At 51.9% G+C, this 21600-nt stretch carries 22 protein-coding genes and 1 tRNA gene; all 23 read left to right on the top strand.

Annotation, left to right across the window (positions count from 1 at the left end; all coding sequences use genetic code 11):
- Nucleotides 1–20: 20 nt before the first annotated feature.
- On the top strand, nt 21–800 hold the full coding sequence (locus ACTG3Z_RS07850; protein WP_439142390.1) for a DUF2182 domain-containing protein: 780 nt from the start codon (nt 21–23) through the stop codon (nt 798–800).
- Nucleotides 801–804: 4 nt separating this feature from the next.
- Complete coding sequence (locus tag ACTG3Z_RS07845; RefSeq protein ID WP_439142388.1) at nt 805–1512, top strand: DUF1326 domain-containing protein; 708 nt, start codon at nt 805–807, stop codon at nt 1510–1512.
- The gene (locus ACTG3Z_RS07840; protein WP_439142387.1) at nt 1509–2018 is read left to right on the top strand and encodes a DinB family protein; all 510 of its coding nucleotides are present in this window, start codon (nt 1509–1511) and stop codon (nt 2016–2018) included. Before ACTG3Z_RS07845 ends, ACTG3Z_RS07840 begins: the two co-directional genes overlap by 4 nt.
- Before the next feature lie 5 nt (nt 2019–2023).
- Nucleotides 2024–3127 (top strand): dimethylsulfoniopropionate demethylase, encoded by a 1104-nt coding sequence (locus tag ACTG3Z_RS07835; protein ID WP_439142385.1) that lies wholly within the window; start codon nt 2024–2026, stop codon nt 3125–3127.
- 64 nt (nt 3128–3191) lie between these two features.
- Nucleotides 3192–4175: an acryloyl-CoA reductase gene (gene acuI / locus ACTG3Z_RS07830; protein WP_439142383.1), complete on the top strand. Its 984-nt coding sequence runs from the start codon at nt 3192–3194 to the stop codon at nt 4173–4175.
- Nucleotides 4176–4378: 203 nt separating this feature from the next.
- The gene (locus ACTG3Z_RS07825; protein ID WP_439142382.1) at nt 4379–4861 is read left to right on the top strand and encodes a GNAT family N-acetyltransferase; all 483 of its coding nucleotides are present in this window, start codon (nt 4379–4381) and stop codon (nt 4859–4861) included.
- A 35-nt stretch (nt 4862–4896) separates the two neighbouring features.
- On the top strand, nt 4897–5316 hold the full coding sequence (locus tag ACTG3Z_RS07820; protein ID WP_439142380.1) for an HIT family protein: 420 nt from the start codon (nt 4897–4899) through the stop codon (nt 5314–5316).
- Nucleotides 5317–5516: 200 nt separating this feature from the next.
- A complete protein-coding gene (locus tag ACTG3Z_RS07815; RefSeq protein WP_439142379.1) occupies nt 5517–7190 on the top strand; it encodes a BCCT family transporter in 1674 nt (557 codons plus the stop codon).
- Between the two features lie 88 nt (nt 7191–7278).
- The gene (locus tag ACTG3Z_RS07810; RefSeq protein WP_439142377.1) at nt 7279–8499 is read left to right on the top strand and encodes an aminotransferase class V-fold PLP-dependent enzyme; all 1221 of its coding nucleotides are present in this window, start codon (nt 7279–7281) and stop codon (nt 8497–8499) included.
- A 54-nt stretch (nt 8500–8553) separates the two neighbouring features.
- Nucleotides 8554–9972: a cryptochrome/photolyase family protein gene (locus ACTG3Z_RS07805; protein ID WP_439142376.1), complete on the top strand. Its 1419-nt coding sequence runs from the start codon at nt 8554–8556 to the stop codon at nt 9970–9972.
- 68 nt (nt 9973–10040) lie between these two features.
- Nucleotides 10041–11249, top strand: a complete 1209-nt coding sequence (locus ACTG3Z_RS07800) for a class I SAM-dependent methyltransferase (RefSeq protein ID WP_439142375.1) — start codon at nt 10041–10043, stop codon at nt 11247–11249.
- 19 nt (nt 11250–11268) lie between these two features.
- Complete coding sequence (locus tag ACTG3Z_RS07795; RefSeq protein ID WP_439142374.1) at nt 11269–11709, top strand: TrgA family protein; 441 nt, start codon at nt 11269–11271, stop codon at nt 11707–11709.
- Nucleotides 11706–12839, top strand: coding sequence for an NUDIX domain-containing protein (locus ACTG3Z_RS07790; RefSeq protein WP_439142373.1), 1134 nt, complete (start codon nt 11706–11708; stop codon nt 12837–12839). The genes ACTG3Z_RS07795 and ACTG3Z_RS07790 overlap by 4 nt, the downstream gene beginning before the upstream one ends.
- 69 nt (nt 12840–12908) lie before the next feature.
- Complete coding sequence (locus tag ACTG3Z_RS07785) at nt 12909–13946, top strand: cysteine synthase A (RefSeq protein WP_439142372.1); 1038 nt, start codon at nt 12909–12911, stop codon at nt 13944–13946.
- Nucleotides 13946–16309, top strand: coding sequence for a DUF3772 domain-containing protein (locus ACTG3Z_RS07780; protein WP_439142370.1), 2364 nt, complete (start codon nt 13946–13948; stop codon nt 16307–16309). The genes ACTG3Z_RS07785 and ACTG3Z_RS07780 overlap by 1 nt, the downstream gene beginning before the upstream one ends.
- Nucleotides 16306–17034: an alanyl-tRNA editing protein gene (locus tag ACTG3Z_RS07775; protein WP_439142369.1), complete on the top strand. Its 729-nt coding sequence runs from the start codon at nt 16306–16308 to the stop codon at nt 17032–17034. Before ACTG3Z_RS07780 ends, ACTG3Z_RS07775 begins: the two co-directional genes overlap by 4 nt.
- A 125-nt stretch (nt 17035–17159) precedes the next feature.
- Nucleotides 17160–18785, top strand: a complete 1626-nt coding sequence (locus ACTG3Z_RS07770) for an asparagine synthase-related protein (RefSeq protein ID WP_439142367.1) — start codon at nt 17160–17162, stop codon at nt 18783–18785.
- Between the two features lie 31 nt (nt 18786–18816).
- Nucleotides 18817–19197, top strand: a complete 381-nt coding sequence (locus ACTG3Z_RS07765; protein WP_439142366.1) for a hypothetical protein — start codon at nt 18817–18819, stop codon at nt 19195–19197.
- Nucleotides 19198–19298: 101 nt separating this feature from the next.
- A tRNA-Ser gene (locus tag ACTG3Z_RS07760) sits at nt 19299–19388 on the top strand.
- 249 nt (nt 19389–19637) lie between these two features.
- Nucleotides 19638–19847 carry a hypothetical protein gene (locus ACTG3Z_RS07755; RefSeq protein WP_439142364.1) on the top strand — a complete coding sequence of 70 codons (210 nt, stop codon included), beginning with the start codon at nt 19638–19640 and terminating at the stop codon, nt 19845–19847.
- A gap of 1 nt (nt 19848) precedes the next feature.
- Complete coding sequence (locus ACTG3Z_RS07750) at nt 19849–20631, top strand: D-alanyl-D-alanine carboxypeptidase family protein (RefSeq protein WP_439142363.1); 783 nt, start codon at nt 19849–19851, stop codon at nt 20629–20631.
- A gap of 44 nt (nt 20632–20675) precedes the next feature.
- Nucleotides 20676–21029 (top strand): DUF3127 domain-containing protein, encoded by a 354-nt coding sequence (locus tag ACTG3Z_RS07745; protein ID WP_439142362.1) that lies wholly within the window; start codon nt 20676–20678, stop codon nt 21027–21029.
- A gap of 119 nt (nt 21030–21148) precedes the next feature.
- Nucleotides 21149–21600: hypothetical protein (locus ACTG3Z_RS07740; protein WP_439142360.1), on the top strand; the 452-nt coding region annotated here is incomplete at its 3' end.

Genomic DNA, 21600 nt, shown 5'->3' with positions numbered 1-21600 from the left:
TCAAGGTGATTCCGCACGATATGGTCCGTTCTGCGCTCTGGCTTAGCTTTTTTACCATCATTCTGCTCGCATGGTGGATGATGTACATGATGGCAATGCAAATGGACCTCGATTTGATCGGGCGACCCGGCGAAATGGGTCAACGTATGGCGGCGATGGACCCACGGATGGACATGAAAATGCCCATGGCGGAGTTTGGTCCACTTTTCGCCATGTGGGCGATTATGATGGCGGCGATGATGTTGCCGACGATGGTGCCAACCCTACGCGCTTATGAGATGTTGATGGTCTCCGCAGATGGCACGCGGGCAGGGTGGCTAGGCATTCTATCAGGTTATATGATCGCTTGGGTCGCCTTCGCGGCACTTATCGCGGGCGTTCAACTCGCGCTATTGTTTGGTGGCGTAATTGATATGCTTGGCATTCCCAATTCGACGCTTTTCGCTGGCGGATTGCTCATTGTCGTTGGTTTATTCCAATTCACCCGCGCAAAAGAAATCTGTCATGGCGTCTGTCACAGCCCAATAAATTATTTTCTGGGCCATTGGCAGACAGGCTACTTGGGTGGCCTTAAAATGGGTCTTGGGCTTGGCGCGTTTTGCGTTGGGTGCTGCTGGGGCTTTATGGCGCTTGGGTTTGTCGGGGGCGTGATGAGCCTTTTGTGGATGGGCCTGGCGACGTTCTTTATGGTCATAGAAAAACTGCCCCAAATCGGGCATTATGTAACAAAACCAATGGGGGTGACCTTGATCGCCGCCGGTGTCGGGGTGCTCCTCTGGGCCCCCATTATGGGAGGATAAAGCAATGGCAGTGAAAAAGAGACCCGAAGCAGATCGTTTGCCGATATCGCAACGCATCGACAGTCGTATGAGTAACCCAAAGCGTCGCCAAATGTCGCACACGGATTGGGTGATCAAGGGCGAATTGTTCCTAAATTGCTCGTGCGAGCTGTTTTGCCCCTGTGTTGTTTCTCTTGGTGCGCACCCTCCCACGGAAGGGCACTGCAACGCATGGATGGCGATTGCAATTGATGAGGGTCACTACGAGGGCGAAGACCTGAGTGGGTTGAATGTTGGCCTTATGGTTGAGATTCCCGGCAAGATGGCGGAAGGCGGCTGGAAAGTTGCGGCCTATGTGGATGAGCGCGCATCTGGCAAAGCTTACAACGGCATCTTGCAGATCTTCTCTGGCGCGGCGGGCGGCACGACAGGCCTGTTCACCATGCTGGTCAGCGATATCGTCAACGCAGAGCGCGAAAAGGTAGAGATCGTGCGCGATGGCAAGAAGCGTGGGCTTTATATTGGCCGCAAGATCCAAGGCGAGATCGAGATGATCGACGGTGCAAGCCCTGATCATCCTGTGATGATCTCCAACTCAAAATACTGGATGGGGCCGGATATCATTGCGGCGAAAGGCATAAAGTCCAAAGTACGTGATTTCGGACGTATCTGGGACTTTGGTGGGAAGTCTGCTGAGATTTGCCCAATTGACTGGAGTGGTTCCAAGAAATGATCACGCCTGAGTATTGCTTGCTAATGGCGCGCTATAATCGTTGGCAAAATGCTGAGTTGTTGAAGTCGATGGAAAGCATGACAGATGCGGAACTTCGCGCTGATCGTAGCGCGTTTTTCGGCTCGATCTTTGCCACGGTGAACCACTTGCTCTGGGGCGATACGCTTTGGATTTCACGGTTTGACGGTGGGGCTGGTCCGGCTGAAACAGACTTAACCAAGACTGACACGACGGATATGACACACACGTTAGCCGAATGGTCCACAGAACGGTTTCGCACGGATGCGCGTCTCGTGACATGGGCGAAAGGGGTGACCCATCTCGATTTGACGGGTGATCTAACGTGGTACTCAGGGTCTGTTCAGAGCGATGTCAGCAAGCCACGCGCGATGTGCATTGTGCAAATGTTTAACCACCAGACCCACCACCGTGGGCAAGTTCACGCCATGCTCGGCGCTGCAAATGCACCGATGTATACCACTGATATCCCCTTTATGCCGGAGTAGCCCTTATGGCTCTTATTTCTCCTTCGCGTCGTTTGCGCCGCACGCCGTTTTCCGATGGTGTCGAGGCGGCAGGCGTCAAAGCCTATACGATCTATAACCGCATGCTTTTGCCGACTGTGTTTCGCTCAGTCGTGGAAGATTATCATCATCTTAAATCAGCAGTGCAGATTTGGGATGTCGCAGTCGAGCGTCAGGTTGAATTGCGCGGCCCTGATGCGGCGCGTTTGATGCAAATGCTGACACCACGTGACCTGCGCGGGATGAGCGCGGGTCAGTGTTATTATGTCCCCATCGTTGATGAAACCGGGGGCATGTTGAATGATCCGGTCGCAGTCAAACTGGCGGAAGATCGTTGGTGGATTTCGATTGCGGACAGTGATTTGCTGTTGTGGGTCAAGGGCATTGCCAACGGCTATCGTTTGGATGTGTTGGTTGATGAACCAGATGTGTCGCCGCTAGCTGTGCAAGGCCCGAAGGCAGAGCAGTTAATGGCGCGAGTTTTTGGCGATGGCGTGAAAGACGTGAAGTTTTTCCGTTATGGTATGTTCGAGTTCCAAGGACGGCAGTTGGTTGTTGCGCGCTCTGGCTATTCCAAGCAAGGCGGTTTCGAGATCTATGTCGAAGGTTCTGACATTGGCATGCCTTTGTGGAATGCCTTAATGGAAGCGGGCAAGAACCTGGACGTATATGCGGGCTGTCCGAATTTGATTGAGCGTATTGAGGGCGGATTGCTCTCTTATGGCAACGATATGAACGACGATAACACGCCGCATGAATGTGGTCTTGGAAAGTTCTGTAATACCTCCACAGCGATTGGATGCGTAGGTCGCGATGCGTTATTGCGGGTTGCGAAAGAAGGTCCTGTTAAACAATTGCGTCCGATCGAGATACATGGAGATGCGGTGCCGCCTTGTGATCGGCTTTGGCCTTTAATGGATGGGGACCGTCAAGTAGGAACGGTGAGTTCTGCAGCCTATTCGCCAGACTTTGCGACGAACGTAGCAATTGGTATGGTGCGCATGACGCATTGGGATACAGGCACGGAGTTGGATGTTGTGACACCGACAGGGATTCAACCTGTCACGGTGTGGGAAACGTTCTGGATTTGATGGGAGAGGCGGGGGCCAGCCCCCGTGCCTCCGGAGTTTACTTGGAAAAATGAAGGATAAAGAGATGTTCAACGCATTGATCGTGAATAAGAATGAAGAAGGAAAGACCAGTGCGGCTGTCGAGCAGATCGAGCTTGATGCCCTGCCAGCAGGCGATGTGACGGTTGCGGTCGAGTATTCCACAGTAAATTACAAGGACGGTTTGTGTATTGGGCCTGGTGGTGGCCTTGTGCGCAATTACCCCCATATCCCTGGAATTGATTTTGCGGGCACTGTCGAAGCATCTGATGATGCGCGCTACAAGGCAGGCGACAAGGTTGTTTTGACAGGTTGGCGCGTAGGTGAGGCGCATTGGGGCGGGTATTCTCAAAAAGCGCGCGTGAGCGGCGATTGGCTTGTGCCACTGCCTAGTGGTTTGGACACACGCCAAGCAATGGCTGTTGGAACGGCGGGCTTTACCGCGATGCTTGCAGTGATGGCGCTTGAAGATCACGGTATCAAAGACGGGCCTGTGTTGGTCACTGGTGCTGCTGGTGGTGTCGGCTCTGTCGCGACGGCGATTTTAGCGCATTTGGGTCATGAGGTTGCCGCGGTTACCGGACGTCCGGAGACGGAAGATTACCTCAAAGGGCTCGGTGCAACACAGATCGTTGCCCGTGAAGAGCTGAACGAGACGACGAAACGCCCACTTGAAGCGGAAGTTTGGGGTGGCTGTGTTGATGCGGTTGGCGGTGAGATGCTTGCGCGGGTTCTAGGGCAAATGAAATATGGCGCATCCGTTTCTGCTGTTGGTCTTGCAGGTGGTGCAGGATTGCCAGCGACAGTCATTCCATTCCTGCTGCGCGGCGTGAACTTGTTGGGGATCGACAGTGTGATGCAGCCCTACGACAATCGTTTGCGTGCATGGGAGCGTGTTGCGAAGGATTTGCCAATGGATAAGCTCGAAGCGATGGTGCAGCCTGCTGTTTTGTCTGATTTGCCACAGCTCGGTCGCGATATTTTGAAAGGTCAGGTCAAAGGGCGCGTTGTTGTTGACGTGAACGCCTAAAGTCGTGGCGCAGGCATCGCCCTTGCGCGGTGTCTGCGGATCGACTAACACAAGGTCATGACACTGATTGCTCAAATGATTTCGTTTTATCGCTTTGCTTTATAGCACGGCGGGTAAATGATATTTGAGTGAATATGAAACCGCCCAGAGGGGCGGTTTTTTTTATGGATCATACGTACCTCTGGCACAAACAGAGAGACAGTATGAAACAGGTTACCATACGAAATGCACGCGCGCAGGATGCTCCGCGGATTGTGGAAATGATTGGGCTTCTGGCGCATTTTCACGAGGATCAGGCACAGATCGAAATTGAAGATTTGGTTTTCCTTTGTTTTGGCCCGACACCCTGGCTGAAGTTAATTGTTGCCGAACGCGATGGGCAGATCATCGGCTACGCGGCACTGCAAAAGAAAGTGCAGTTGCAATTTGCACGACGCTTGATGGATGTGCAGCACCTGTTTGTTGATGCTCATATGCGCGGGCAGGGCGTTGGACGTGCTTTGATGCAAAATGCGGCCGAGCAAGCGACGTATTTGCGGTGTGCGGGCGTTACGCTTGGGGTGATGGCCGATAACACAAGCGCGCAGGCTTTTTACAAGGATCTAGGATACGAGATGAGCGAAGAGCATGGTGCGCTAAAAATGGTGCTGCGCTTGCCCTTGCAGACCGCTCCTTGCGCACCCTAAGGTCTGATCAACACAATTCTTAAGTGAGGCGACACATGCAATATGATCCCGAAAATATCTTTGCCAAAATTCTGAAGGGCGACATCCCGAGCTTCAAAGTATATGAGGACGAAGAGACCTATTGCTTCATGGATATTATGCCACGCAGCGATGGGCATTGTTTGGTGATCCCGAAAACGCCCTGTCGCAACATTTTAGATGCCAGCCCTGAACAGCTTGCGGCGTGTATGACCACGGTGACTAAAGTGGCGAACGCCTGCATGCGCGCGTTTGAGGCGGATGGAATTAGTTTGCAGCAATTTTCTGAGGCAGCTGGGGGGCAAGAAGTCTTTCATCTGCATTTTCATATTCATCCACGTCACGAAAGGGTGTCGATGCGCCCAGCAGGAAAAATGGGCGATATGGACGTAATCAAAGCGCAAGCGGAGGCGATTGCAGCAGCCCTTGAGACGTGAACTGTCACGAATGTGATTCTTTTGGTAGCCTCGCAAAGCGGGGTGTATCAATTTCCGAACGGGTGACGCGTGCGAGCGGCATTCCTTCATGAAATCAATGTCCTGAACCGTTTTTTTCTAGATTGGTAGTAATATTGAAAAGCTGTGTTAGGCTTTTCGTTACTTAATAAAATAAACGAACAATAGGGACATTTTTAAATATGAAGCCTCCTCTTACGGACCTTCCAATTAAAACCGCGGATAGCGGTTTTTATGGAGGATTTAGTGTCAACGTTACCGTTGTCTCAAAAATCATAATCAGCGTGCTGGTTGTGTGGTGCATTTTCTGGCCTGTTCAGGCCGGAGCTGTTTTGGGCACTTGGAACGCTGCAATTCTCAACAATTTCGCTGCTTGGTATATTTGGGTCGTCGCCTTTTTCGTAATCGTTTGTCTTGGACTGGCGATTTGGCCGACAGCGGGGCGTTTGAACCTTGGTCAGGATGGTGAAACGCCAGAATTCAGCAATTTCTCGTGGTTCTCGATGATGTTTGGTGCAGGAATTGGTGTTGGAATGCTGACATGGGCTGTCGCAGAGCCTGTGGCGCATTTCAAAAACAACCCGGCCGTTATTCAAGGTGTCAACACGGCACTTGGGGCGGACAATGTCCGTGAAGCGTATGTTTGGTCGTTCTTGCATTGGGGTCTTGGGGCATGGGCGTGCTACGCGATTGCGGGGCTTGCTCTGGCGTTCTTTAGCTATCGTCGCGGTCTTCCGTTGACGATCCGCTCTGCGTTGACACCACTGTTTGGCAAAGCACTGTCGGGCACTTTGGGCCACATCATTGATATCGTGGCGGTTGTTGCGACTATCTTGGGCGTAGCTCAAACGCTCGGGTTTGGTGTGGAGCAGTTTGTTGCTGGTCTCACGCGCATTGGCTTTAATGGTCTTGCTACCGCGGATGGCTCTGCCACGACGTTTGGTATTGTGGTCGCACTGCTTGTTATCATGGGCGCATCAACGCTTTCAGCGTTGTCAGGTGTTGGCAAGGGTATCAAGTGGTTGTCCAACATTAACATGGTTCTGTCGATCTTGCTCCTTGGGTTCTTTATTATCTTTGGTGCAACCTTCTTTGGTGCGACAGCCTTTTTGGTAGGCATCTGGGATTACATAACAGCGCTGCCGTTTCTCAGCTTCAATGTTTACACGTCTGATGGCGTCGAGGGTTCCGAAGCGTTCAAGCTTGCGCAGTGGCAAGGTTGGTGGCCTGTGTTCTACTGGGCTTGGTGGATCGCATTCGCACCATTCGTAGGTTTATTCCTTGCGCGTATTTCGCGTGGGCGCACGATCCGTGAGTTTGTACTTGGTGCGATGATTGTTCCATCCTTGATGTGCTTTGTTTGGTTCGCTTGGGCCGGTGGAACAGCGGTTGACCTAGAGCTCAATGGCGATGCGAACGGGGTGATCTTGGACGCTGCGAATGGCGACAAAATCTTTGCGATGACGACATTCATGCTTGAGCCGATTAGCCAAGTTTTGTCATGGTTGATGGCTGTTATGATCGTGGTCTTGTTGATGACCTTTTTGGTCACATCTGCGGACTCTGCGGTATTGATCGTTAATACGATTAACGCAGCAGGGGATGAGGGGCCAAAAGCGCGTCCACATATTCTGTTCTGGGGTGGTGCCTTGGCGCTTGTGGTCGGTGGTTTGCTGATCTCTGGCGGAACAAGTGCCATCCAGACAGCGATGGTTATTGGTGCTTTGCCATTCTCGATCGTTATGGTCTTGATGTGCCTAGCGCTGATTAAGGCGATCTACAACGATGGTCGTCGCCAAGCGGTTGGTGTGCCGACAACGCACACTGAAATCGCGGCAGTCACACCCGCTGAGTAATCAGCACGATACAACATTATGAGGCCCCGACAGCTTGCGCGTCGGGGCCTTTTGCGTTTGTGTGGCTCAAGTTGTTTGGGGATGACATATGACACTTGATCTAGATTTCGTGCGCGCGCAGTTTCCGGCCTTTTCACAGGCCTCTTTGCAGGGCCAAGCATTTTTCGAAAATGCTGGTGGCAGCTATACGTGTGGCGCAGTGATAGATCGCCTCACGCGGTATTACACGCAACGCAAAGTGCAACCATACGCCCCCTATAACGCCTCACGGCTTGCGGGCGAAGAAATGGACGAAGCGCGCACGCGTCTTGCAGCGATTATGGGTGTAGACACCGATGAGGTCTCTTTCGGCCCCTCTACAACTCAGAACACATATGTTCTGGCCCAAGCTTTTGCGGAGTTCATGGCACCGGGGGAAGCGATTGTTGTTACCAATCAAGACCACGAAGCAAACTCTGGACCTTGGCGCAGGCTCACAGAGCGCGGGATTGAGATACGAGAATGGCAGATTGATCCGGAGACAGGTCACCTTGATCCTGAAACGCTCGCGAATATGCTTGATGAACAGGTGCGCCTTGTCGTGTTTCCCCATTGCTCCAACGTGGTGGGTGAAATCAATCCGGTGACGGAAATAACATCAATCGCCCATGCGGCGGGGGCGTTTGTTTGCGTTGATGGCGTATCATACGCGCCCCATGGCATCCCCAACGTGGGTGAGTTGGGGCCGGATATTTATCTGTTCTCTGCTTACAAGACCTACGGCCCGCATCAGGGCATTATGGTCATGCGACGCGTGTTAGGAATGACATTGCCGAACCAAGGCCACCATTTTAACGGCGATACTCTTTATAAGCGGTTCACCCCCGCCGGACCGGATCATGCGCAGGTCGCAGCCAGTGCTGGAATGGCCGACTACATTGATACAATGGCATCGCATCACAACATTGCTGGAAGCGCTGCCGAGAAGGGCGCAGGCGTGCATGATTTGATGCGCGCGCATGAAGAAGTGTTGTTGCAGCCGCTGCTAGATTACGCGTCTTCAAAGAATTCCGTACGCCTTATCGGTCCAGCACAGGCGGCTTCGCGTGCTCCGACAGTTGCGTTGGCTTCGCAAGAAAATGCTGAGGACTTGGCGGAGAAATTGGTCAAACACGGCATTATGGCGGGCGGCGGTGATTTTTATGCGCAGCGACCACTTGGTGCGATGGGGGTGGATCTGAGCAAAGGGGTGCTGCGTTTGAGCTTTACACATTACACGTCCAAGGGTGAAATTGATCAGCTTTTGAATGCGTTGGATGATATTCTTTGATCTAATCGCCGGTCTCTCGCGTAGATTAATAAAACAATAATACCGGGGGCTCGCGTGAGCACACAAAAACCTATACTGGTTTGGTTCCGGCGTGACTTGCGCGTCTCAGACCATCCAGCTTTGCACGCGGCCGCGCAAAGTGGCGCGCCTGTCATCGCAGTTTTCATCAAAGATGAGCAGGTGGAGCGGCTTGGCGCTGCTCCCAAGTGGCGACTTGGTAAAGCACTAGGCGTTTTTGAGAAAACATTGAATGATTTGAACATCCAGCTGGTTCTACGCAGTGGACCTGCTCTGGAAGTGCTTCAAGCCCTGATCAAGCAAACAGATGCACAAGCTGTGTATTGGTCGCGCCTGTATGATCCCTCAAGCGTTGCACGAGACACAGACGTGAAGTCCAGCTTGCGGGCTCAGAATGTTGAAGCGCGTAGTTTCGGCGGTCATCTGATGTTTGAGCCTTGGAGTGTGGAGACTAAAACTGGCGGAATGTACAAGGTTTACACGCCATTTTGGCGTTCCGTGAAAGATCGGGAGGTCGAGGTGCCATTGCCAGCACCGTCGCAGATCGCAAAATCGGAAGCCGTCAAAAGTGACACATTGCAAGAGTGGGCCCTTGGCGCAGCAATGCGACGCGGTGGTGCGATTGTTGAGCGCCATGCGCAAGTGGGCGAACGCGCCGCGCAGGATCGTCTCGCAGAGTTCATTGACAATGATGTCGCAGACTATGTGCAAATGCGCGATATCCCTTCAACGCGTGGCACCTCTGGCTTGAGCGAAAATCTCGCTCTTGGTGAAATCTCTCCGCATCAATGTTGGCATGCTGGGATGCGCGCGTTGCATGAAGGCAGCGCAGATGCAGAAGTCTTTTTAAAAGAACTTGTCTGGCGCGAATTTGCCTATCACTTGATGCATCACACACCGCATATCCTTGATAGCAATTGGAAACCTGATTGGGACAAGTTCAAGTGGAACACAGATGCGTCGCACCCTGATGTGATTGCATGGAAGCAAGGCCGCACAGGGATCGAATTTGTTGATGCTGCAATGCGCGAAATGTATGTGACAGGCAAGATGCACAATCGCGGGCGCATGATCGTGGCGAGCTATCTGACCAAGCATCTTCTGACACATTGGAAAGTTGGGCAGGCTTGGTTTGATGAATGCCTGACGGATTGGGACCCAGCGAGCAATGCGATGGGCTGGCAATGGGCGGCGGGGTCCGGGCCTGATGCATCACCCTATTTTCGTGTTTTCAACCCTGTGACCCAACTTGATAAGTTTGATCGCGATCGCGGCTATGTGCGCGCATGGATCGCAGAAGGTCACGGAAACCCTTCAGAAACGTCGCTCAGCTTCTTTGATGCGATCCCTGAAAGTTGGTCTTTGACGCCTGATGCGTCATATCCGCAGCCTGTTGTTGACGCTGCGACAGGGCGCCAGCGTGCGCTTGATGCCTATCAAGCCCGAGGGTTTTAGGGCTACATATACAATAACACGGGCTACCTCTATGAAAAGACGCACCGATTCACCGATTGGGGGGTGATATGATCTTAACAACCACTGACGGCCAAAAGGGCCTTCCGCGCTATTTTTCACAGGTGTTCGCGATGTCGAACAACATGAACTACGGCCGCGTTGATTTTCACCTTCCAGATGGGCGGATCTTTCGCGCTGAGGGCAAGAATCCGGGTCCTGTCGCAGAACTTCATGTTAAAAACCCTGATCTTTTCGCGCGTTTGATACGTGAAGGGGACCTTGGATTTTGCGATGCCTATCTCGATGATTGGTGGTCTACACCTGATTTGCAGGCCTTTATGGACCTTGTGCACATGGACAATGAAGACGTCTATGACGGTTTTCCAGGCATGGGTTTGGTTCGTTTGGCAGAAAAATTTCGCTTTTGGTTGCAACGCAATCATAAAGAACAAGCGCGCAAAAACATCTCTTATCACTATGACTTAGGCAACGAATTTTATGGTCTCTGGCTTGATGAAACCATGACCTATTCATCTGCTATTTTCGAAACGGGGCAAGAAAGCACCGAGAAAGCACAGACAGCCAAATACGCGTCGATGATTGATGAGATGGGGGCCAAAGCGGGCGACCATGTTCTTGAGATCGGCTGCGGCTGGGGTGGCTTTGCAGAGTATGCCGCTAAAGAACGTGGTATCCGTGTGACGGGTCTCACAATCAGTGAAGAACAGTTTAAGTATGCGCAAGAACGCATTGAAAAAGCTGGTATTTCTGATCTTGTAGACTTTAAGCTACAAGACTACCGCGACGAAAAAGGCACCTATGATGGCATCGCGTCAATCGAGATGTTTGAAGCGGTCGGTGAAAAATATTGGCCTGTGTATTTCGAAACTGTACGTGAACGGCTTAAGCCCGGTGCGCAGGCAACGCTCCAGATCATCACAGTCGCGGACCGTCGTTGGCAGGTGTATAAACGTGGCGTGGATTTCATACAGAAATACATCTTTCCAGGTGGGATGCTTCCAAGTCCCGGTGCATTAAAAGCTGAGGTTCACAAAGCAGGATTGGACGTCATTAAATCCAAAGAGTTTGGCGAAAGCTACTCGATCACGCTGCGACGCTGGTTTGAGACGTTCAATGCGAAATGGGACATTGTCGCAGGCATGGGGTTTGATGATCGTTTCCGGCGGATGTGGAACTTTTATCTCACCTCTTGCGCATCGACGTTTCACAGCGGAAACTGCGACGTAACACAGATTACCATTCGCAAGCCAAGTTAAGCGCAGAAAGCACAATATCATGCCTACAGCCGCACGCGTTATCGCCGCCCTTTGTCTCGCTGCGTTAGCGTGGCTCGTTTCGGAACAGATCAAAGAGCTGTTTGAAGACGATAAGCCTTTTGGGAACTTCAACCTGATCAATACCGGCATTGCGTTAGTTGTTGGCTGGCAAGTTGTCGGCAGCCGTGCCGGGCGGGGGATGTCAGCTGCAATTAATAATGGGCTGACAGGTGGTATCATGTTGTTTTTGTGGTGCTCGCTTGCGCATGGCGCGATTGAGATGTTTGAACGCTCCATGCGCAATCGCTACGATGGCGCGCTTGAAGCGCTTGCCGCGATGTTCCAGTTGATCGCAGAAAATGCAATTTTGGTCGCAACGCCATTGATCCTTGGCACTTTGGTTGTTGGCTCTGCGTTGTCTGGCTTATTTGCTGAGTTCACGGCCAAACGCGCCTCATGACGCAATCTTTGTTTTTCTACGGAACGCTGCGTCACATCCCACTGCTAGAAATCGTCTTAGGGAAATCCCGCGCTGACATTGAGATCATCGAAGCGCATTTGGCAGATCATCTGGTAAGTTGGGTCAAGGACGAGCCATTTCCGATGATAGCCAAGCAGCCCCGAGCGCGTGCGCGCGGGGTAGTGGTGCAAGACCTGTCTGCTGAAGATGTCGCGCGCCTGCGGTTTTACGAAGGTGGGTTTGAGTATGATCTAGCCACACTGAACGTTCAGCTCAGCGATGGTCGCTTTGCAAAGGCAGATGTCTTCTTGCCTCAAGAGGGTGTCTGGCACGCCGGTGCCGAGTGGGTCTTGGACGATTGGATCGCAGATTGGGGCAGGATCAGCGAGGCGGCTGCCAAGGAAGCGATGGAGCATTACGGCAAGCGTAGTGTTGAAGAGGTCGCGCGCCTTTTGCCATTCTTTCGGGCACGCGCTTGGGCAAAGGAACTTGCGCGCGACACTGCTCCTTCGTCTCTGCGTCGCGCCACCAAAAGCGCAGAGGTGAACCTCAGCCCCACAGCAGAAGGCTATGCTGAGTTCTTTCGGCTCGATACGTTTGAGTTGAGTTATCCGCGATTTGATGGCTCACCAAGCGAGACACTGCAAAGGTCCGCTTTTGTTGCTTACGACGCAGCTCTGGTCTTACCATATGACCCTAAAAATGATCTTATCTTGTTAATCGAGCAGCTGCGCTATGGCCCCTTGATGCGCGGGGATCCGCAGCCTTGGGTGTTGGAGCCGATTGCCGGGCTTGTGGATGCGGGTGAGCCACCAATAGAAACAGCGCGCCGCGAGGCGGTCGAGGAAGCTGGGCTTGATCTGCAAGACATTCGTCCGATGATGAAAGCCTATCCAAGCCCCGGTTACTCGACCGAATTCTTCCATTGTTTTCTAGGCATTTGCGAGCTTGATAAGGTCGTCGAGGGCACCCATGGATTGGCGAGCGAGAACGAAGATATCCGCACCCATATCATCACGTTTGATCATGCGATGACGCTGATGGACAGCGGGGAGATCAATCTCGCGCCGACAACGATGATGCTTTTGTGGATCGCGCGACATCGTGACTCGCTGCGTTACGAGGCGTGATCTCTGATTGGTGACTTGAGTTAGCAAGGGCAGGGGCATAGACATGAGCTGCAGCAAGGAGAGATGCACATGATCGTCGCGCAGGATCTGGCTCAGGCCATCGGAAACACACCACTTATCAAGCTCAAGGCCGCATCTGAGCTGACGGGTTGTACAATTCTAGGCAAGGCGGAATTCATGAATCCCGGCCAGTCTGTCAAGGACCGCGCCGCACTGTCAATTATCCAGAATGCTGTCGCAAGCGGTGAGCTGAAGCCAGGCGGCACAATTGTTGAAGGAACTGCGGGAAACACCGGTATTGGCCTTGCGCTTGTAGGGTCTTCGATGGGGTTTAAAACGGTCATTGTGATCCCTGAAACCCAGTCTCAGGAAAAGAAAGATATGCTGCGGCTTGCAGGCGCTGAATTGGTGCAGGTTCCAGCAGCCCCATATCGCAACCCTAACAATTTCGTGCGTTATTCTGAACGTTTGGCGAAAGAGTTGGCGCGCACAACGAATGAAGGTGTGATCTGGGCCAACCAATTCGACAACGTCGCCAATCGCCAAGCGCATATTGATACGACGGGTCCTGAAATATGGGCACAAACCGATGGCAAGGTTGATGGCTTTATCTGTGCTGTTGGTTCTGGCGGCACCCTCGCGGGCGTTGGCATGTCACTTCAGTCCAAAGGCGTGAAAATCGGCCTTGCTGACCCAGACGGTGCGTCGCTCTATAACTACTACACGAATGGTGAGCTGGTGATGAGCGAAGGTGGATCAATCGCCGAAGGCATTGGCCAAATTCGTATCACAAAGAATCTAGAGGGCTTTACGCCTGATATGTCGTTCAACATTCACGATGATGAAGCTTTGCCAATCGTCTTTGATTTGCTTGAGAGCGAAGGGCTCTGCCTTGGCGCGTCCTCTGGCGTGAATATCGCGGGCGCCATCCGTATGGCGCAAGAAATGGGGCCGGGGCATACGATTGTGACGATCCTGTGCGATTTTGGCACGCGCTATCAATCCAAGCTGTTTAATCCAGAGTTTTTACGCTCAAAAGATCTGCCCGTGCCCGCATGGCTGGATAAAGAGCCAAGTGCTGTGCCTAGCGTATTCGAGGACGTTTGATGCGTATGACATCGCTTTTGCGACTGCTTTGCACAGTTTTTCTGCTGGTATTGCCACTGTCTGCGAGCGCGCAGGCCACTGTTCCAGATTATGCAGCTTGGCAAAGCGTTGCGCAACGTGCTGAAATTGCAGTTGAAAATGGACGTGCATCATCCAGCGCCTTAGAAGCGCTACGCATGCAAGTTGTCGACTGGCGCGAGCAATTTCTTGAAGCGCAAAGCGCCAATGAAACGCGCATCGCAACGCTTAATTCACAGATAGCCAGTCTTGGAACCCCAGCTGAGGGTGTTGAAGAAGCGCCTGATATCGCCGAGCGCCGTGCTGAATTGACCATCCAGTTACAACGTTTGCGCGCCCCAATTCTTACGGCCGAGGAAGCTTATAGTCGCGCAGATGGGGTCATCAAAGAGATCGATAGCTTGATCCGTGAACGTCAAACCGATGCTTTGCTGAGCGCAGGCCCAAGCCCGCTAAACCCCGTGCATTGGGCCCCCGCGCTTGAGGCCTTGGCGAGGTCAAGCAGTGCACTGGCCCACGAAGTGAGCCAAGCGTTTAAATCAGATGCGCAGCGCAGTAGTGCGGGGCGCGCATTGCCAGAAATTATCATTCTCGCTTTAGTCGGAGTGGTGCTTTTATTACGAGGGCGTCGCTGGGCCTATAGCATTGTTGGCTTTCTGAGCCGTCATACCCAACGTGGCGCGCCTGTTTGGCGTTTTGTCGCGTCATTGTTGCAGATTTTTCTTCCTTTTGTTGGCCTAATTGCGCTTGTTGAAGCTGCAATCGAAACGGGTCTGCTTGGATTGCGCGGCACCCTATTGCTTGACGACGTCCCCTGGTACGGCCTGATCCTACTGAGCTTTCGCTGGCTCGCAGGGCAGCTGTTTCCGCGTAATGACGACGAAGAAGCAATCTTACACGTCGAAGACAATCATGCGCGAGAAGCGCGTTGGTATATCGCAGCTGGTGCGGTGATATTGGTCACGGCGTTGGTTTTCAATGTTCTGGCTACCTACGATGCTTGGAGCGATGCTACGCGCGCTGTGATTGGTTTTCCAATACTGATTGTCACAGGTGTCGTGCTGTCGCGTTTGGGACGCATCTTGAGCGATGGCTTGATCGACAGCTCATCCGAAGAAGAAACTCCGTTATATCGATTGCGGATTTCTCGGCTTTTGGGACGTGCGCTGCTGCTGGTAGCGATTGCTGGGCCGATCATTGGCGCGCTTGGCTATGGTAATGCGTCTGCGCGATTGATGTTTGCGACCGTCGCAACGTTGGCTGTGTTCGGTTTGGTATTGGTACTGCAATCGTTCATTGGTCACCTCTACGCCTTTCTCGTGCGCAAAGGTGATAGCGAAGAGGATGGCTTGATCCCCATTCTTATGGGCTTTGTCTTGCTGCTTGGTTCTGTGCCAGTCCTTGCGTTGATCTGGGGTGCCCGTGCGGCAGATATCACAGAGGTCTGGACACGTTTCCAAGAGGGGTTCGCGATTGGAGACAGTCGCATTTCACCTGTTGATTTCCTGACTTTCGCCGTGATCTTTAGCGCTGGCTACATGCTCACTCGCTTGCTTCAAAGTGCGATGCGCACGTCCATTCTGCCACGCACCAAGATCGACACAGGTGGGCGAAATGCCATTGTCTCTGGCATCGGCTATATCGGTATCTTCCTTGCCGCCGTAATCGCCATTAGCTCTGCTGGCATCGATCTGAGCAACATTGCGCTTGTTGCAGGTGCGTTGTCCGTTGGTATCGGCTTTGGCCTTCAAAATATTGTTTCTAACTTTGTCTCTGGCATCATCCTGTTGATCGAACGCCCGATTGCTGAGGGCGATTGGATCGAGGTGGGTGGCAAGATGGGGTATGTGCGCGGTATTTCAGTACGCTCAACCCGGATTGAGACGTTTGATCGCACGGATGTTATTGTTCCAAATGCAGACCTTGTGTCGGGCATGGTCACTAACTGGACGCGCGGCAAAACGGTTGGGCGTGTGATTGTTCCCGTCGGGGTCGCTTATGGCAACGATACCCGCAAGGTGGAGAACATTCTGCTGGGGATCGCGCGTGAACATCCGATGGTTTTGCTAAATCCAGCGCCGTCGATTGTATTTCAAGGCTTCGGTGCTGACTCGCTCGATTTCGAAATTCGCGCGATCTTGCGTGATGTGAATTACGTGCTTAGCGTAAAGTCTGATATGAACCATGAGATTGCCAAACGCTTTGCCGAAGAAGGGGTCGAAATTCCCTTCCAACAACGCGACATCTGGATCCGCAATCCCGAAGCTTTGTCCTCTGGTGGCTCGGATGTGAGTGAAGATGGCGAAACATCTGATCAATCCACAATTGAGAAGCCTGCGACATGACACATCCATTGTTCCTCGATGACGCCTACATGCGCGATGCGGATGCGACGGTGATCGAACACACGCCCGAAGGTGGGGTCGTCTTGGACCGCTCGATTTTCTATCCGACAGGGGGCGGACAGCCCGGGGATAGCGGGATGATACAATGGGATGGCCAACGCCTTCCTATAGCGACCTGTGTGAAGATCAAAGATCGCAGCGATACGACATCTGCGCTTGTGCCAGCAGAACCTGCACCGCTACCGCCCGTTGGCGCAAAGGTTTCGCAATCCCTCGATTGGGAGCGCCGCCATGCGCATATGCGGGTCCACACGGCCTTGCATCTTTTGTCGGTTGTAATCCCGCTGCCCGTCTCAGGTGGGTCCATTTCGGCGACTAAGGGCAGGCTGGATTTCGATATGCCTGAAGCGCCGGATGATAAAGAGGCGCTGGAACGCTCTTTGAACGCATTGATCGAGCTGGACTATGTCGTCTCTGAAGGATGGATTTCTGACGAAGAGCTGCGTGCGAATATGGATTTGGTGAAAACCATGTCTGTGCAGCCACCAATGGGGGCAGGGCGCGTACGTCTCGTGCGCATTGGCGATGAGACGCGACAGATTGATCTGCAACCTTGCGGCGGCACTCATGTGGCACGCACCTCCGAGATTGGCCGCGTGCGTCTTGGCAAGGTGGAGAAAAAGGGCAAGCAGAACCGTCGTGTGTACTTGCACTTAGATAGCTAAATTCCGCTCAAACGCGGTGTTGCCCTAAAGACTCGGTCGCGCTGGTTCGACCTAAACGTGTTTACCTAGCCGCAAATAACTCCATAGATGTATAAAAAATTATATAAATACATTGAGGTGGCACCATGACCTACGCACACAGGTTGTGCGAGAAGGCTTCGCTGAATTTCAGCGATCTTTTTGCGTATCAGTATTTAGTTTCCCCTGGCAAAAAATCTATTGATGGGTTTGACCCACTTCCTTTTGGTAAATTCTCGGTTCACGTCGGCAAAAAGCTGCACCGCGCAGTTGTGACTGACGTGAAAGGGCGTTTTTTCGGCTATGTGCTTGGGATTGGCGTCGACAAGACAGGCGTTATTCAAGGTGTGTGGCAGCTTGACTGTCTCGATCTTGATGATCCGCGTGTGTTCGATAAGTTTGCAGAGTATCTTGACGATGTGTCTGGGCGTTACGTCTTTGTCTGTGCTGCGGGAATTGAGCAGCGCATTTACACCGATCCCGTCGCGATGATTGGCGCGGTTTATAACCCGTTGACCAAACGTGTTGGGTCGTCGCTCAACCTCGTGCTTGATGACGACCCTGTGCTGCATCCGAGCTATGACCATTCTGCCAATGAGAAACGCGGTGGAAAATACACGCTCTTTCACACGCGCGACGCCACAGCGCGCCGGATGAACGGAAGCTTTTATCTTGATCTTTATAACATGCTCGAAACACGGTTCTGGCCACGCACCGAACAGTTTGAAGTGCCGCGTGAGCAATACGGAGCCGTCTACGACGAGATCGCGGCGACAGCGCGCCACTCGATTGCGTCGATCACACAGATGTTTAAAACCTCCTTGCCACTGTCCGGCGGGCGCGACAGCCGATTGATAGCGGGGTTCGCTGGAGAGCACATTAAGAACGTCAATCAAGTATATACACATATTACAAATTTTTCGACGCGTTATGATGCCTCCGTTGCGACTCTGATTGCTGATCATTTGGGCGTTGATCATGAAATCCACGCTTGGCGGCAGCCGAGCCCGCCCGCGCGCAGCCGTTTCAAATACCGTCACCAAACGCGTCAATTTCAAACCGCTGTTGGTGCGCCTGTGCCCATTCCAGATGAAATCGAAAAGAACGTGCATCAATTTTTGACGCCAGATAATGTTGTGCTGCGCGGGCATTTGACCGATCTTTTGCGCGCCGTCTATGTCTTCACTGGCAAACGGAGCCGTTGGAAGGATCTGGATTGGCAGATGCAGCGATTGTTCCCTGTGCCAACGCAAGAATTTAATCAAGACGTGTACGAACGGTTCTTGCCTGACTTCGTGAGTTGGCGAAAAACCCTACCCAAAGCGGCGATGGATCTGCCGCTCGATTTCATGTTCATCGAGGTTTATTATAACTCGTCCGTTGGCTTTACCTTCAACGGGTTGCACAAGCAGTTTTACACATCGCCCTACAACAGTCGTCGTCTGATCGCGCTCAGCCTTGCAATCAACGTGGATTATCGACGCACGATGAAGCCTGTGGACGACATTCTTTACCGGCTTGATCCTGATCTATGCGCCATTCCTTACTATAAAGAAGCGGGCGCTGACCTTGGTGCGCTTGCTCAAAATCAGGATTGGCGCGAGATTTCTCAGCTTCGTATGGAGGATGTGAAAGAACGTTTTGAGAGTAACTATGCTTCTGCAGAGGCCACACCTCCAAGGCAGCACCCCGCGCCAATGAGTGTGCCGAGATTGCGTATAGTAAATGGATGATTCTGCGTGATCAATCGCGAAAGGGGGCCTGATGCTCTGGCTTAGCCCAACTCGCTTGTGCCAACTGGCCGCGCTGATCTTTGCGGCGCTTTGCGTCACATTACTATTCATTCCAGGGTTGTTTTTCTGGCTCTTCCAAATGGAGAACGACGCAGGCGGCGCGATCCTCGCGGCCCGCGCGGCGATGCTTTTCGCGGGGTTCTCCTATTTAACATGGAGCGCCCGCGCTTTGACACCGTCGCCAGCACGCCGCGCGATTTTCCGCAGCGTTGCAGTCGCGATGGCAGGGTTGGCACTTGTTGGCGTGCTTGCTTTCGTCCGGGGCGAGGTGGGGGGCGGTATCGCTTTGGCGATTGTGACCGAAGTCTTTTTCGTCGCTCAGTTTTTGTGGCTTTCTCGACAGGGTATCTAACACGCGACGTTGGTGGAAAAACGCGCAGCTGAACGAAGTGCAAATCCCTGCATTTTTACGCTTGCGTTTGTCCGTCTCTTAACGCTAAACCCCACCCCAACGGACAGGTGGCCGAGTGGTCGAAGGCGCACGCCTGGAAAGTGTGTAGGCGGGAGACCGTCTCCAGGGTTCGAATCCCTGTCTGTCCGCCATTTAATTTTAAATTGTTATTTATTATCAATACCTTGCAGGTATTGTTTAATTCTGGCCCCTCAAATGGCCCCCCAATCGGCTCTGGGTAATTTTTTAGTATACAGGCGGCTGTGGGGGGGGGCTAAAAACATGAAGGCTTCTTGTTGCTAGTGAATCTGCTCTCACATTTTTTTGCTGAAAAGGCCTGCTGAAATTTTTTACTTATTGATGGCCTAGTCAATATCTAGTTCCATCAGTAGGCTCTTCCGATGAGTACCCGAATTGTTTTGTCCTTGGTTGTGGTCTGGCTGACTGCGTTTTCTAGCCAGCTTCTTGCGGCTCCGTATGCAGACATCATCATCGATGCAGATAAGTATGAGGTGCTGAGTGAGCAAAACTCTGAAACGCTGTTACATCCCGCCGCGCCGCGGTGCTTGGCGCTTCAACGTTTGCATATCTACAACCCGAGGAAGCAGTAAAATGAAAAACCTATACACGACATTGATATTTTTATTTTTTAGCTCAGCCAGCATTGCTGTTGCCGCCCCTTACGCTGCTATAGTTGTAAATGCGAATAACGACGCAGTCCTTCATGAGCAGAATGCTGATGTGCGCCTGCACCCTGCCGGATTAACCAAACTTATCACACTCTATGCTGCCTTTGATGCGATCCGACTTAATGAATTTACTCTAGATGATATGGTTACAATTTCCGAAAAGAGTGCGGCTGAATCAGCTGTCAGTGTGGGTCTAAATGCAGGTTGGAAAATTAAAGCACGGTACTTAATAAGAGCTGTCGGGGTGAAAGGCGCGAACGATGCAGCCACAGCACTGGCAGAAGGAATTTCAGGCTCGGAGGCTGAGTTTGTAGACGAGTTAAATCGTACTTCGAAGCGGTTGGGCCTTACAGGAAGCTCTTGGAGCAACGCGCATGGCTTGACAGAGTACGGGCATCTTTCGACGGCTCGAGATATCTCGACCCTAATGCTCAGTCACAAAAGAGAATTTCCAGACTTCTTTAATTTATTTGGCAGATTATCCACCGACGCGGGCACGAGGATTGTGTCTAGTAGTTCAAAGCGAGTACTTACTTCGATAGAAGGAGTTGAAGCTGCGCGATATGGCTATACACGGGCTGCTGGTTTTTGTGCTGCTGTCTATGTGACGCGCGGTAGCAGAAGTATCGTTGTCGTCGTAAATGGTGCGAACTCAACAAAAGATTTAGTGGATCGTTTGAGCGCCTTAATCGACGCGCATATATAAGCCACACCAACGATAGACACCGAAGCGAAGAGGATTAATCACAGATGGAAATTAGTGGAAAAATTATTGAGTGTCTGCCTTTGAAGTCGGGTCAGTCGTCTAATGGTGAGTGGCGGAAGCAAGAGTATGTTTTGCAGACAGATGGTCAGTACCCGAAAAAGGTTTGCTTCATTGTTTGGGGTGAGAAGGTCGAGCAGTTTGCAATTCAGCAAGGTGAGAGTGTTGAGGTGTCAGTCGACCTCGAAAGTAGAGAGTATAATGGCCGTTGGTATACTGATGTGAAGGCATGGAAGGTAACTCGCAATACTTCATCTGAAGAGCGAGTTTATTCGATTAGTGATGAGATGGGTGATCCCAATAGTTCAGCAATGTTAAATGGTGATGATATTCCATTTTAACGCTAAAAAATAATCAGTGATGATTTCGTCATGGATCAATTCAAAACGGAAAAGCAAAGTAAGTCTGGCAGATTGGACCTTTTCGACAGTGAAAAATAACAGTTCAAAGGAGATTTAAAGTGCCATCATTCTGTGCTGGATATTTTCCCGGAGACATTCTTTTCGAAGTTGATGGCTTGAAATCTAGACCTGCTCCCGTACCTTCCTTCGTCGCAAATACTTTTGATTTACTCACAAGGGGAGCGCCCACTCGGCCTGCTCCACAACTTCTGGATTTAATCCTACCTCACCGAGGCGAAGAAGATATTGATTGGAAAGAGTTTCTGGGGCAGCCGCTGCGTCTTATCTCAGACAGTACGCCAAAATGGGAACATACCATTCGAGGTGGTACCTTCGAAAACAATCCAGCTCTAAAGTTTTTTTATACAATTCTGCCAATAGAGTTACCGAGCCTTAAGTTTCTTCAAAGCCTACTGGTGCCAGAATATCCACTGTTTAAAAAGTTGAATGCCCCGAAGAAGCTGGTTGCTAACCCTAATGATGAACGGGTGGATTTTTACCTTCCTCAGGC

The organism is Planktotalea sp., assembly GCF_965659345.1.
GTDB lineage: Bacteria > Pseudomonadota > Alphaproteobacteria > Rhodobacterales > Rhodobacteraceae > Planktotalea.
The sequence above is the reverse complement of the archived record's forward strand: the minus strand, read 5'-3'. Positions and strand labels throughout refer to the sequence as shown.